Source organism: Leifsonia sp. Y878, assembly GCF_057669685.1.
On the sequence record NZ_JBYHFS010000004.1, the window covers coordinates 236,215 to 249,899 of the forward strand.

Genomic DNA, 13,685 nt, shown 5'->3' on the forward strand with positions numbered 1-13,685 from the left:
CAGCGCGCCCGCGTTCCGCTGCAACAACGAAAGACCAATGTCGTGAATCGCGTTCTCGGTGACTGGCGGGCCGTCACCATACTCCTGGGCCCCGCACTCCTCGTCTACACACTCGTCATGCTCGTGCCCATCCTCTGGTCGCTGGGCTACACGGTATTCGAAGGCAACCCCATCACCGGGTTCACCTTCGTCGGCCTCGACAATCTTGCTGCGCTCTTCACCGACCCCAAGGTGGGCGACGCCCTCCTCTTCACCGTGAAGTACGCCATCGTGCTGACCATCGGACAGGTGGCCTTCGGCTACGTGCTCTCACTTGCGTACATCTTCTGGCTGAAGAAGGCATCGGGACTCATCCGCACCCTGGTGTTCTTCCCTGTGGTGCTTCCCACCGTCGCAGTCGCACTGTTGTTCCAGAAGCTGTTCGAATACGCGCCCCAAAATGGCCTGGTCAACTCGGCACTCAACCTGGTCGGCATTCCCTCCGTTGACTGGTTCTCGACAGCCGGCAGCGCCTTCTGGGTGATCATCATCATGGACATCTGGCGGTCAATGGGCTTCTACGCAGTGCTCCTCTACGCCGGCCTCGTCGACATCCCAGAGGACCTCTTCGAATCCGCTCGACTCGACGGCGCCGCGGGATGGCGACTCGTTCGCCATATCGTGATTCCACTTTCTCTGCCTGTGTTGCTCTCCTCGATCATCTTCAGTGTCAACGGCACCCTGAAAGTGTTCGACTCCGTTCTCGCCCTGACGAACGGCGGGCCGGGTAATACGACAACGCCGCTGACGCTGTACATGTACCAGACGTCCTTCACCTATGGCGAGTACGGCTACGGCAGCTCCATTGCACTTCTCCTCACGATGCTCTGCCTCATCGTCACGTTGTTCATCTTCCGCTCGTCGCGCAACGACCTCACGAAAGGCTGACGACGATGTCCAGAGCCACTTCCTCAACTGTGACCTCGATTCGACGCCGCGAGGCATTGGGTCGCACCGTGCGGCGCATCCCCGGCTGGCTCCTGGTCGCCGTGCTCCTCGTCATCGTGGTCTATCCGTTGTTCTGGCTGCTTATGGGATCGTTCAAGTCTCAAAGCGAGTTCCTCACGAGCCCGTCCTGGGCATTCCCGGAGAGTTGGACGAACTTCGACAACTACATCGAGGCGTTCACCACCGGCAACCTCGGCACCTACATCCGCAACAGCATCCTCGCGACCATTCCCGCGCTGTTCTTCACCATCGTGTTCGGGGTGGCCGCAGGCTTCGCCCTCGAGGTGATGGTGTGGAAAGGCCGTGGAACGGTGCTGCTCTTGTTCCTCGCCGGCATCATGGTGCCTGGACAGATGATCCTCCTTCCGCTCTTCACGATCTACTTCCAGACCGGCCTCACGGGATCGCTCTGGCCCCTGATCATCACGTACACAGCGATCGGTCTGCCGCTCACTGTCTTCATGATGGCGACGTACTTCCGAGGCGTGCCACGCGAGATTTTCGAAGCGGCTACTCTCGACGGGGCAAGCATCTTCCGCAGCTTCCTGTCCATCGGGTTCCCCCTCGTCAAAAACGCCATCTTCACCGTCGCCCTCGTCCAGTTCTTCTTCATCTGGAACGACCTCCTCATCGCGCTCACCTTCACCAACCGAGATGACCTCCGCACCATCCAGGTCGGACTGCTGAACTTCACCGGCCAGTTCGGGCAGGTCCAGTACGGACCGACCTTCGCGGCGATCTGCGTCAATGTGTTTGGCACCCTCGTGATCTACCTCTTCCTCAACCAGCGGGTCATGAAGGGCCTGACCGCTGGATCGGTGAAGGGCTGACCATGACATTCACATCTGACCTGCGGGTCGAGCACCTTGAAAACGGACTCGGAGTCGGCACCGCTCTGCCCCGACTGAGCTGGACCATCACCGACGCACCGAACGGTGTCTCCCAAAGCGGGTTCGACATTGAGATCGTTCGTTCCGCCGGGGATCCACTCTCTACCAGGGTTCTCAGCGACCTGAGCGTCCTCGTGCCGTGGGTGGGCGAGCCCCTGGTTTCCCGAGAAATCGCTGAGGTCCGCGTTCGCGCGAGGCTCGACGATGGCAGCGTCACGGAGTGGACACCATCCCTGCGCATCGAAGCCGGACTCCTCTCCCCGTCTGACTGGAGCGTCGACTTCGTCTCCCCAGCCATTCGATCTCCGCATGACGAGGCCCGGCCGGCGTTCCTCCTTCGCTCCGAGTTCGAGGTGAAGGGAGCGATCACGGCCGCGCGCGTTTATGCGACAGCGCACGGAGTCTTCGACCTGGAGGTCAACGGCCACCCGGCCACCGACATCCTCTCTCCGGGCTGGTCAAGCTACTCGCATCGGCTTCGGTACCGCACCATAGATGTCACCGACATGATCCAGGCCGGGCCCAACGCACTGGGCGTGTGGCTCGCCGACGGCTGGTACCGAGGCCGTCTGGGATTCAACGGCGGTCTCTGGGACAACTACGGAACCGACGTCGCGTTGCTCCTGCAGCTTGAGATCTCTGACGACGACGGAACCCGAGTAGTTCCTCTCTCGTGGTCGTGGACCGAGAGTCCCATCACGGCGACGGGCCTCTACGAAGGGGAGCAGCACGACCAGCGCCTCGCCATCGCAGGCTGGTCGACGGGAGGGTCTGTCGCGGGCGAATGGAACGGTACGACCACACTGAAGCGCGATGAGTTCCCCCACCGTTTGGAAGCACCAACCGGCCCACCCGTGCGGGTGACTGAGATCCTGGCCCCGATCTCGATTGAACGTCGTCCCAACGGCAGGCTTCGACTGGATTTCGGACAGAACATCTCCGGCAAGATCGGCTTCGACGTCACGGCGCCAGCCGGGCACCGGATCGAACTGCACCATGCCGAAGTGCTGGAGCACGATGAGCTCGCCGTCCGCCCGCTTCGCACAGCTACGTCGGTGGACAGCTACACCTCCGCCGGGGAAGCGGGTGAACGATGGACGCCGCGGTTCACGCTGCATGGTTTCCGTTACGCCGAGATCGTTGGTTGGCCGGAGGACCAGGGCACGGATGCGATCTACGCATCGGTCGTCCACTCCGACATGCAGCGCACCGGCTGGTTCTCCAGCTCGAACGCGATGCTCGATCGCTTCCACGAAAACGTCGTGTGGAGCATGCGCGACAACTTCGTTGACCTGCCGACGGACTGTCCGCAGCGTGACGAACGGCTCGGCTGGAGCGGCGACATCCAAGTCTTCGCGCCAACCGCGGCCTATCTCTACGACAGCATCGGATTGCTGACCAACTGGCTCAGGGACTTGGCTGCCGAACAGAAAGAACACGGGTCGGTCCTCAACTTCCACCCGTGGATCGACTGCGGCTTCCCGAAAGACCCCTCCGCGGCGTGGGGCGATGCTGCCGTCATCGTGCCCTGGGTTCTTTACCAGCGCACCGGTGATCGTGACCTGCTGAGCGATCAGTTCGCGAGCATGAGCGCGTGGGTGGATCAGGTGACCGGGCTCGCCGATCCGTCCGGCCTGTGGGGCACCGGATTCCAGCTGGGAGACTGGCTGGACCCTGCTGCCCCGCCGGATCGCCCCGGAGATTCCGCGACCGATGCTTACCTGGTAGCGACTGCGCACTACGCCCGCTCCGCGGCGATCGTCGCCGAGGCTGCCGGGGTTCTGGGAGACACGGTTGGTCAGCAGCGGTATGCGGACATCGCGGCACGCGCGAAGCTGGCCTTTCAACAGGTCTACGTCGCCCCACTGGGTCGAGTCGTGAGCGACACCGTGACCAGTCTCGCCATCGCCATCGCGTTTGATCTGCTGGCGAACGACGAACAGCGCGAGTCGGCCGGACGGCGGTTGGCTGAGTTGGTGCAGAACGGCGGATACCTCATCCAGACCGGCTTCGTGGGCACGCCGATCGTGTGCGATGCTCTCGCCCAGACCGGGCACATGGATGACGCGTACCATCTCCTCCTCCAGACGAAGGCGCCGTCCTGGTTGTACGCCGTGACAATGGGGGCAACAACGGTCTGGGAACGCTGGGACAGCATGCGACCAGACGGAACGTTGAATCCAGGTGAGATGACGTCGTTCAACCACTACGCCCTCGGGGCCGTTGCCGACTTCATGCACCGCCGAATCGGTGGGCTTGAACCCGTCGAACCCGGATATCGCCGGGTTCGAATTGCCCCACAGCCTGGCGGGAAGTTGACCCATGCTTCTGCAGAGCACCTGAGCGCATACGGCCTGATCTCCACGCGATGGACACGCGAAGACGGGCTACTCACCGTTCACGTCACCCTCCCGCCCGGCGTGACAGCTGACGTCGTGCTCCCCGGCGCCGACGTCCGAGTCGTGCAGGCGGGTCACCACACGTTCACCGCCTCAATGCGCAGTGCCGAGGACGACCCCTCGGCGCCGCGGCGATGGAACATCCACAATCCAGACGAGCGCAGGCAGATGATCGAGTTGGGGATTGCGTCATGAATGCCGAGACGGCCACGCAGGCGCTCCCACTCGACGTGATGACATCGCTCCTGTCTGGAGCCGATTTCGCTTCGACGAAGGCGCTGCCGGATCACGGCATCCGTTCTGTCGTCATGACCGACGGGCCTCACGGCGTCGCCATGAATCTGGCGGACTGGTCGGGGAAGGTGCCGGCCACGTGCTTTCCGACGGCGACGAATCTCGCATCGACGTGGAACAGCGAACTCATCGAACACGTCGGTCGTGCAATCGGCCTCGAGGCGCGCGCGGCTGGAGCGCAGGTCCTCCTTGGGCCAGGGATGAACATCAAGCGCTCGCCGCTCGGGGGTCGGAACTTCGAGTATTACTCCGAAGACCCGCTCGTGACCGGCGCTGCTGCAAGCGCCTTCGTGCGTGGTGTGCAGTCTGCAGGCGTCGGAGCCTGCATCAAGCACTTCGCTGTGAACAACCAGGAGACCGATCGAATGCGCGTCAGCGCAGAGGTCTCCGATCGCGCGCTGCACGAGATCTACCTCGCGGGGTTCGAGCAGGTGGTCACGGACACACAGCCGTGGATGGTGATGGCGTCCTACAACCGCATCAACGGCGTCTACGCCGCAGAGAACCCGTGGCTCCTGACCGAAACGCTTCGGGACAGCTGGGGGTTCGACGGCGTCGTCGTGTCCGACTGGGGGGCAGTCGATGATCGAGTGAAGTCCCTCGCCGCTGGCCTCGACCTGGAGATGCCGTCGACCTCCGGCGCCTCCGATCGTCAGATCGAGGAGGCGGTTCGACGCGGCGTGCTCTCGCAGGACGCAGTGCGAGCATCAGCCGACCGTCTGGTGGCGCTGGCTCGTCGCGCACACACTGAAACCATCGATAGCGTGGTCGATCAGTTCCACCACGATTCGCTCGCGTTGGACGCAGCCCGGGAGTCAATCGTCCTCCTCAAGAACGACGACCGCGCGCTCCCCGTTGCCGCCGGCGGATCGATTGCCCTGATCGGAGAGCTCGCAGACCGCCTCCGCATCCAGGGCGGGGGCAGCTCCGCCGTGAATGCGCGGACGGCGAGTTCGTTGCTGTCCGCGGTCCACGCAGTCAACCCGTCAGCGCGGTATGCCCGCGCATACGACCTCGACGCGGGAACTACCGACGATGATCTGACGGCCGAAGCCGTCGAGGCCGCCCGCGCCGCCGAGACGACGATTCTCGTGCTGGGCTTGCCGGCCGACGCCGAGTCGGAGGGATACGACCGCACCGGCATCCAGTTGCCCGACGCCCAGATCTCGATCCTCAACGCAGTTGCCGACGTTGCCGCCAATCTCGTCGTGGTCTTGAACAGCGGGGGAGTGCTCTCAACGGAGTGGTCAGAGCTGGCACATGCCATCCTCACCGTCGGCCTGCCGGGCCAGGCCGGACCTCAAGCACTCGCTGACGCGCTCTTCGGGGTGTGCAGCCCGTCTGGAAAGCTCGCGGAGACAATTCCCGTGTCACTCGCGTCCCACCCTTCCGCCATCTCCTTCCCCGGAGAAGGCGGCAAGAGCTACTACGGGGAGGGCGTCTTCGTCGGATACCGGTACTTCGACTCCGTCGCGGCGCCCGTCGGCTATGCCTTCGGACATGGACTCAGCTACACCACCTTCGTCATGACTGAACCGTCAGTGCGCTGGGATGGCGACGTACTCCTCGCATCAGCACTCGTCTCCAACAGCGGTGACGTTGAGGGGGCCGAGACGGTGCAGGTGTACCTTCGACCTCCCTCCACAGAGGTGAAGCGCCCGGCGCACACCCTCGGGGGATTCAGCAAGGTGCACCTCCGGCCCGGGGCGTCCGCAACCGTCACGATCCGTATTCCCAGACGTGCGTTCGCCCGGTACGACGAGTCGATTCGAGACTGGGCCTTCGACGCGGGGGAGTGGACGGTCGCCATCGGTTGTTCGTCACGCGACATCCGCTGCGTGGTTGCGGTGGACATCGAGTCGAATGTGACAAGGCTGCCGGCCCTCAGCATCGACGCAACGCTCGCGGAATGGATGTCCCACCCGGAAGCAGGGCCCGACCTGACGCGCCGCCTTCTCGAGGTTGAACCGTCAGGCCAGACAGTCGGGCTGCTGACCAATCCAATGGCGCTGACCATGATCGGCGGGATGCCGGTCCACCGTTTGTCCGTCGATGCGGGCAACGCTCTCACCATCGGGATCCTCCACGAAGTACTTGTAGGCCTTCGCGACAACGCTTCTTGATCGCTTCTTAAATCCGCGGCACTACATTGACGTTTGTCAATATAGTGAGGCAGGATGGTCGTATGACGTTGACCGACTTGCTGCCCGTGACTGACGTGACCGCCTGCTGCGAACCGCTGACTCGCGAGGCACTGAGCGCTGAGAACGCTGACGCACTGGCCGGGTCGCTGAAGGCGTTGGCTGACCCGGCCAGGCTCCGACTTGTCTCGATGGTCGCTGCGCACGAAGATGGCGAGGCGTGCGTCTGCGACCTCACGGAGCCGCTCGGGTTGTCGCAGCCGACGGTGTCGCACCACCTCAAAATCCTGGTGGATGCCGGCTTCCTGACCCGCTCCAAACGAGGGCTCTGGGCGTACTACCGTCTCGTGCCTGGGGCACTCGACTCCATCAGTCGCCTGCTCATCACGATCTAGGCGCTTGCCGCCCGCCGACCGGCATCCGCTTCGCCGGCATCCGCTTTAGCCAGCATCCGTACAAACCAGTTTCGAGGAGTACCCGCATGACCATCACCGAGCTTCCACTCACGACAGCGCCGACGCCGTCGTCCTTCGACCGCCTCACTGGGCTCCCCGTCGCCGTCATCGGCGCTGGGCCCATTGGTCTGGCTGCCGCTGCGCAGCTCATCGAGCGTGGCCTTGACGTCGTCGTCTTTGAGTCGGGCGCGTCGGCCGGTGCTGCGGTGCAAGCCTGGGGCCACACGCGCTTGTTCTCCCCGTGGGAGGTGCTCGTCGACGAGGCGGCAGCGAGGCTGCTCGACAACGCTGGCTGGGAGGCTCCGCCCGCGAAGCGACTCCCGTTCGGTCGCGACCTGGTCGCCAACTACCTGCTTCCGCTCGCGGAAACCCCTGAACTCGCCGCGCGCATCCGCTACAACAGCGCCGTGACGGCCGTCTCCCGCCAGGGCATGGACCGCACCCGCTCGAACAACCGGGCATCCGCTCCCTTCCTGCTCCGCGTGCAGACCCCAGAGGGCACGACCGAGCAGCTGGCCCGCGCTGTCATCGATGCCTCCGGAACGTACTCGACCCCGAACGGTGTGCTGTCCAGCGGGTTGCAGCCTGCGGCCGCAGCGGACGTCGCCGCGCACATCACACACGCGCTGCCCGATGTGTTGGGCGCCGACCGCGAGCAGTTCGCCGGCAAGCACGCGGTCGTTGTCGGGGCAGGCCACTCAGCGGCGAACACGCTCCTCAAGCTGGCCCAACTCGCCGGCGAAGTACCGGAAACGACCATCACCTGGGTGGTGCGCTCGGTGAGCCCCGTCCGCGTCTACGGTTCGGAGAACGACGAGCTGGCCGCCCGTGGCCAGCTGGGCACAGCGGTGCACGACCTGGTTCGCGCCGGCACGGTCACCCTCGTCGACCGGTTCGAAATCGACGACGTTCAGCCGACCGGCGACGGGCGCGTGACGGTTGTCGGGCGCAGGCGTCGCGAGGCAACGTCGATTGAAGCGGATGTCGTGGTCAACGCCACCGGCTTCCGTCCCGACCTCGACATGCTGCGCGAGGTGCGGCTGAGCCTCGACGACATCGTGGAGGCGCCGACGCGACTGGCCTCCCTCATCGACCCGAACCTGCACAGCTGCGGCACCGTTTACCCACACGGCGTCGACGAGCTGGCGCACCCCGAACCGAACTTCTTCATTGCGGGCATGAAGAGCTACGGCCGTGCGCCGACCTTCCTGCTGCTGACCGGATACGAGCAGGTGCGCTCCATCGCCGATGAGCTTGCCGGCAACACGGAGGCGGCCCGCATCGTGCAGCTCGTTCTCCCCGAAACCGGTGTGTGCTCGACCGCCCCGCCGACTGACGATGGAACTCTGCCGCTGCTGGCGACGAACGAGGGCGCATCCTGCGGAACGCCGTCATCGACATCCGCTCAGGGAAGCTGCTGCGGCTAGACGCGATCCTCATCGAGCGACGAAGCAGCCGCGCCTAGCCGTGTCGGCGTGATGGCCTAGGCGGATCGGGGTCGCCACGGCTCGGGCTCGTGGGCGAGCCAAACCAGTTCGGGGTCGAGAGCGCGCACGAGCAGCTGGCCTTCGGTGTGCGGCTCGTCGAGCTCGCCGAACCACACCGCCACGTCACCGCCGATGACGATTGGGCGCCCCGCAGTCTCGACGACGACTACCTGCGTGCCTGGGGTGTGGCCAGGGGCAGGGATGAGCCGGAGCCCCGGAAGCAGCTCACGCTCTCCATCGACCGGCACGTACTGCACGCCGGGCGCATCGACCCACTCGCGAATCGTGTAGTCGTCCTCGCTGCGCGCGTCGTCGAGCTCCCTGCGCTGCACATAGATCGGTTTACCGGCGAAGAGGTGGTTGCCGCCGCAGTGGTCGAAGTGCAGGTGGGTGTTGACGACGATATCGATGCCGTCGAGGTCGAAGTCGTGCTGCTCGCTTAGCGGATGCAGAAGGGGATCGAGGTCGGCCACCGCCGGGTGCAGGGCCGTCATGCCGGTGTCGACCAGTACGCGCCCATCGGGATGGTCGATAACGTGCACGTACACCGGCATCCGCTCGCCCTCAGCGAGCAGGTCGGCAACGTGGACTGGCGTGATGGTGATCGCGGCCGGGGTGTTCATTGTGACCTCCAATGTTGACTGCAGCTTATGTCTAGGCGAGGCATCGCCGATGAACTCGCCGGCAACGCGGAAGTCGTCCGCATCGTCCGGCTGGCCCGCCCACTAAGGAGTCACCGCTTAGCCCCCACGGGAAATGTCACGCCGGTGAGCTCCTCGGAGACAGTCCACAGGCGCTGCTGGATTTCCTGGTCGTGGGAGTCGGCGCTGGAAGTGACCACCTTCGGATATCCGCGGTTCTGACCCCCATGGGCTGGACCGTAGTACTGGCCGCCGACGACCTCCGGATCGGTGGCGGCGCGCACCGTTGGCAAGGCGCCCATTTCGGGCTTCTGGCTGAGCAGCGGCGCGAACCAGGTGAGGGGCACCCGGATCGCGGCGGGTGTATCGCGGGTGAGGGCGGTGTTGGCCACGCCGGGATGGGCGGCCACCGCGACTGTCGTGCCGTGCGACGCGAGCCGGCGCTGCAGTTCGTACGTGAACATCAGGTTGGCCAGTTTGGCCTGGCCATACGCGCCGGCGCGGCTGTACGAGCGCTCCCACTGCAGGTCGTCGAAGTGGATGGCGGCCCGGATGCGGTGGCCGTTACTGCTGACCGTGACGACGCGGGAGCCGGGGACGGGCAGGAGCCGGTCGAGCAGCAGGCCGGTGAGGGCGAAGTGGCCGAGGTGGTTGGTGCCGAACTGCAGCTCGAAGCCGTCGGTCGTTGTTCGCTTCGGGGTGTACATCACGCCGGCGTTGTTGACCAGAAGGTCAATGCGCGGGTGGGCGGCGCGGAGGTCGGCCGCCGCGGATCGGATCGAGTCGAGCGAGCTCAGATCGAGGGCCTGGACGGTGACGTCGCCGATAATGCGATCGGCTGCCTGCTTCCCCTTCTCGACATCGCGAACGGCCAGGACCACCGCCGCCCCGCGCTCGGCGAGCATGCGGGCGGTCTCGAAGCCCAGCCCGGAGTTGGCACCGGTCACGATCGCCACCCTGCCGTGCTGATCGGGGATGTGTTGCTCTGTCCAGTCGTTGCTCATGATGCTCTCCTAAAATACTGTCGGTCTGTTATGACCTCACCATAAGGGACCAGCGGTCTAATGTCAAAGGACCGGCGGTCTTTAAGCTAGGCTCATGGTGTGACATTCCAACGCGCACGAAGCGAGGAGCAGCGGGAGATCCGCCGCAGGGCGATCCTGGACACAGCAGCGGCCATGCTCGACGAGATGCCCGTGGCCGCGGTGAGCCTCAACGAACTCAGTCGGCGGGTGGGCCTGGCCAAGTCGAACGTGCTGCGGTACTTCGAGTCGCGCGAGGCTGTGCTGCTCGAACTGCTGGACGACTTCCTGGGAAGCTGGCTCGCCGAGCTGGCGGACGAGCTGGCCGCGGGCATCGAGCCACACGCGGCACCGGAAGTGCGGGCGCGTCAGCTGGCTGAGATCCTCAGCCAGTCGCTGGCGAGCCGAGTGGTGCTCTGCGACCTTCTCGGCGCGCAGGGCGGCGTTCTGGAGCACAATGTCTCGGTTGAGGTCGTCAAACGGCACAAACGGGCTTCCCTCGCCAAGCTCGCGGTCATGACCGAGCTCGTGCGCCGCCATGTGCCGGAGGTCGGCGACGGCGCGCAACTGTTCTGCCTGATGAGCCTCGTCTCGGCTGGCGCCCTGTCGGCCTACGTCCCGCCGCCGCCCAGCCTCCTCGCCGCCTATGCGGACGAGCCCGCCCTCGGCGCGCTCAACCTCGAGCTGCGTGACGCTTTGCGGTTCTCCTTCACCTCGGCGCTCGTTGGTGTGCTGCCGCGCGGCTGAACCTTATCGGCACTGACGAAGCAATCGTCAGGTCAGCAGGGCGATGGAAGAGCTAGCGCTTGTCGAGGCTGCCGATTTCCTCACCATCGGTGCGGTAGACAGTGAGGGTGTCGCCGTCGACCTCGGCGGTGGAAGCAAGGTTGAGCCAGGGGGTAACCCCTTCGCAGGCTTGCAGGGTGGATGCGAACGGGCCGAACGTGAAGGTGTCGCCAGAGACGGTGCCTTCGCCTGTGAGTGGGTTGCATCCGTCTGTGCCGGAAAACGTCCCGTCGGCTTCGATCGTCAGCGACGGCTCCCCGGCAGCATCCTCGCCCCAGGTTCCAGTGAATGTTGAACCGGACGCAGCGCATCCAGTGAGAGTCATCATGGCCAAGGCGGCCGTGACGGCGAGGGCGATTCGAGCGGTCTTGACGGTCATGGCCAGATCCTAGCGGCGGACGCATGTCGAACGGAAGAGACCTCGCGTCGTCGATTTCATACGGGATGACGCCTCGTCAAGAGTCGGCTGTCTGCTGCGCCCAACGCAGACGTCTGGCTCGAAGCCCTACGATCGCAGTCACTCGCGCAGGCAGCGACCGTGCCGTCCACGGTGAAGGAAGCGGAGGTTCCTCCGGCGGCTGCGACGAACTGCTGGGTTTCGGCGGTGCCGCTCACCTCGACGAGAGCGACGGCAGCTCATCAATGGTGAACGCGAGGACTCGGGTGACGGAGGTCAGGGCCAGCTGGGTGCCGGCCGTGGCAGCGGAGTCGCCCCCTCCGGGCGCATCCCGTCGAAGATGATGCCGAGGTAACGTCGCCAGACATCCGGTGGAGGATCTGCAAGGAACTCCGTCGTGTGCACGGGCGCGCAGATCAGCAGGAACACGTCCGTGCCGGTGATGTCGGTGCGGATCGCGCCGGCGTCACGAGCGCGATTGACGAGCGAGCCTACCAAAACACTCGGATTGATCGGGGCCGGCATCATCGGTACGACGGTGGCCCGCCTGGCCGTTGCTGCAGGACTGGACGTCGTGCTGAGCAACTCCCGCGGCCCCGACACGCTCGCCGGACTCGTCGCAGAACTCGGTGAGCACGCCCGTGCCGGCACCCCCGCGGACGCCGCGCGGGAGGGGGGCATCGTGGTGGTCGCCATCCCGCTCAACGGTTATGAGTCGCTTCCGGCGGAGGCGTTGGCGGGCAAGATCGTGATAGACGCGACGAACTACTACCCGCAACGCGACGGCAGGATCCCGGTGCTCGACTCGAACGAGCTGACCTCGAGCCAGCTGGTGCAGCAGCACCTGGCCGGCTCCCTCCTGGTCAAGGCGTTCAACAGCATCGCCTACATCAGCCTCGGCAGCCGGGGGCGGCCCGCAGGCGATCCCGACCGCAGCGGCTTGCCCATCGCCGGCGACGACGCCGTCGCCAAGACGCGGGTGACCGCGCTGCTGGACACCCTGGGCTACGACGCCGTGTACATCGGCACCCTCGCGGACAGCTGGCGCAGCGAACCCAACAGACCGGTCTACGTCCAGCCGTACTTCGCCGGCAAGCCCCCCAAGGACGCCACACCCCGCTGGGCCCTCGACAACCCAGGCATCGCGGTTCCCGCCGACCAGATCAGGAAACTCACCGACTCCGCCGTGCGCGGCGTCGCCGGCGGCTATCTGGCCTCATTGGAGTCCTGAGACAGTCAGACCATCCACGGTGGAGGAGACTCGCACGTTGAGCGGGCACCGCTGCCTCGCGTGGTGAGCGGATTCGAGCCCGATCCCGCTCACCTGGTCCCGGACCGCCACGTCGATGTCCCTCGACCGAAGCTCGAAGACACGAGCCGTCTCGTGGTCGCGTCGGTCGGCCGGTGAGTGCCCGTGTTCTTCGGGCCTCACCGGCAGGCACGAGGTAGCACCCCGGCTTGGTCGGAGGCGTAGGGGTGCTGCCGGCCCGGTGAGACGCAGGAGAACCCAGCCCGAGCGACGACGTGGAGCACGGCGCGCAGCGCCTGGGCCCGGATCCCTGCGCCTGGTGCGGGTGACCGTTGCGGGGACGCTAGGTGCAATCGGCAGGTCTTCGACCTGAGACTTTCCGCGCTTTACGGCGGCGTTCAGTGATCGCTATTTTTGAGCACCAACCCGATTGCTGGCCCTGGCTCAGAGCGAGTAGTCAGCGTCTCGTATCCCATGTGATTCGACACACTTAGGTTTCGAGACACTCCACATATGAATCGGAATGTGGCGGGTGACCCGCGCGGGCTTGAATGTCAGCGCTGCCCGAAAGCGGAATCCGTTGGCGGAGGAAAGGCACTGGCGACCGTCATCCAAGATAGCTCAAGAGGGCTCTAACGTGCTCCAACATTCTATTTCTTCCAACTGCCGTGAGCGAAAGCCACGTGACGGCCTTGGAGTTCTTGGTCGTGTTCGAGATCACGAGGTAGCCGTGCTCCTGCAGAATCCGCAGGTTCTTGCTGAGTGCTGAATCAGTCACTTTGAGATCCTCGCGCACCAGAGAGAACGCAACCTCATCGGCCGCCAGAAGAATCGCACAGATCCGAAACCGCTTTGGGCTGAGAAGCAGATCGTCAAATTGCGGCGAGGGCATCAGGCGGTCTCGTCCCGGAGCTTTCGATCCGCCATGGGCACAAGA

The 13,685-nt window shown here is 65.0% G+C and carries 13 protein-coding genes; 8 read left to right on the forward strand and 5 right to left on the reverse strand.

The window, feature by feature from the left end:
- Positions 1-42 precede the first annotated feature (42 nt).
- The 6 genes from AC25Y4_RS14410 to AC25Y4_RS14435 all read left to right on the forward strand — a co-directional run bounded on the left by AC25Y4_RS14410 (position 43) and on the right by AC25Y4_RS14435 (position 8,593).
- Positions 43-927, forward strand: coding sequence for a carbohydrate ABC transporter permease (locus AC25Y4_RS14410; protein ID WP_488121108.1), 885 nt, complete (start codon positions 43-45; stop codon positions 925-927).
- 5 nt (positions 928-932) lie between these two features.
- Positions 933-1,817, forward strand: coding sequence for a carbohydrate ABC transporter permease (locus tag AC25Y4_RS14415; RefSeq protein WP_488121109.1), 885 nt, complete (start codon positions 933-935; stop codon positions 1,815-1,817).
- Positions 1,818-1,819: 2 nt separating this feature from the next.
- Positions 1,820-4,471 (forward strand): family 78 glycoside hydrolase catalytic domain, encoded by a 2,652-nt coding sequence (locus AC25Y4_RS14420; RefSeq protein WP_488121110.1) that lies wholly within the window; start codon positions 1,820-1,822, stop codon positions 4,469-4,471.
- Entirely contained in the window at positions 4,468-6,693 is a 2,226-nt protein-coding gene (locus AC25Y4_RS14425) for a glycoside hydrolase family 3 C-terminal domain-containing protein (RefSeq protein ID WP_488121111.1), read from the forward strand. The genes AC25Y4_RS14420 and AC25Y4_RS14425 overlap by 4 nt, the downstream gene beginning before the upstream one ends.
- Positions 6,694-6,755: 62 nt before the next feature.
- Positions 6,756-7,106 carry a metalloregulator ArsR/SmtB family transcription factor gene (locus tag AC25Y4_RS14430; RefSeq protein ID WP_488121112.1) on the forward strand — a complete coding sequence of 117 codons (351 nt, stop codon included), beginning with the start codon at positions 6,756-6,758 and terminating at the stop codon, positions 7,104-7,106.
- A gap of 86 nt (positions 7,107-7,192) precedes the next feature.
- The gene (locus AC25Y4_RS14435) at positions 7,193-8,593 is read left to right on the forward strand and encodes an FAD-dependent oxidoreductase (RefSeq protein ID WP_488121113.1); all 1,401 of its coding nucleotides are present in this window, start codon (positions 7,193-7,195) and stop codon (positions 8,591-8,593) included.
- A gap of 56 nt (positions 8,594-8,649) precedes the next feature.
- Here the strand turns inward: AC25Y4_RS14435 and AC25Y4_RS14440 are convergent, their stop codons facing one another.
- Both AC25Y4_RS14440 and AC25Y4_RS14445 read right to left on the reverse strand, forming a co-directional pair.
- Positions 8,650-9,276, reverse strand: coding sequence for an N-acyl homoserine lactonase family protein (locus AC25Y4_RS14440; RefSeq protein WP_488121114.1), 627 nt, complete (start codon positions 9,274-9,276; stop codon positions 8,650-8,652).
- Positions 9,277-9,386: 110 nt separating this feature from the next.
- On the reverse strand, positions 9,387-10,298 hold the full coding sequence (locus AC25Y4_RS14445) for an SDR family NAD(P)-dependent oxidoreductase (RefSeq protein ID WP_488121115.1): 912 nt from the start codon (positions 10,296-10,298) through the stop codon (positions 9,387-9,389).
- A 99-nt stretch (positions 10,299-10,397) separates the two neighbouring features.
- Here AC25Y4_RS14445 and AC25Y4_RS14450 point away from each other — a divergent pair, with 99 nt between their 5' ends.
- Entirely contained in the window at positions 10,398-11,063 is a 666-nt protein-coding gene (locus AC25Y4_RS14450) for a TetR/AcrR family transcriptional regulator (protein WP_488121116.1), read from the forward strand.
- A 52-nt stretch (positions 11,064-11,115) separates the two neighbouring features.
- On the opposite strand, the gene AC25Y4_RS14455 is transcribed toward AC25Y4_RS14450, so the two are convergent.
- Together AC25Y4_RS14455 and AC25Y4_RS14460 are read right to left on the reverse strand one after the other, a co-directional pair.
- The gene (locus tag AC25Y4_RS14455; RefSeq protein ID WP_488121117.1) at positions 11,116-11,481 is read right to left on the reverse strand and encodes an META domain-containing protein; all 366 of its coding nucleotides are present in this window, start codon (positions 11,479-11,481) and stop codon (positions 11,116-11,118) included.
- 294 nt (positions 11,482-11,775) lie between these two features.
- Positions 11,776-12,027: an SbtR family transcriptional regulator gene (locus AC25Y4_RS14460; protein WP_488121118.1), complete on the reverse strand. Its 252-nt coding sequence runs from the start codon at positions 12,025-12,027 to the stop codon at positions 11,776-11,778.
- Here AC25Y4_RS14460 and AC25Y4_RS14465 point away from each other — a divergent pair.
- Positions 12,008-12,730, forward strand: a complete 723-nt coding sequence (locus tag AC25Y4_RS14465) for an NADPH-dependent F420 reductase (RefSeq protein ID WP_488121119.1) — start codon at positions 12,008-12,010, stop codon at positions 12,728-12,730. The two genes, AC25Y4_RS14460 and AC25Y4_RS14465, sit on opposite strands and share 20 nt — an antisense overlap.
- A 625-nt stretch (positions 12,731-13,355) precedes the next feature.
- Here the strand turns inward: AC25Y4_RS14465 and AC25Y4_RS14470 are convergent.
- Complete coding sequence (locus AC25Y4_RS14470) at positions 13,356-13,640, reverse strand: transcriptional regulator (protein WP_488121120.1); 285 nt, start codon at positions 13,638-13,640, stop codon at positions 13,356-13,358.
- Positions 13,641-13,685 lie beyond the last annotated feature (45 nt).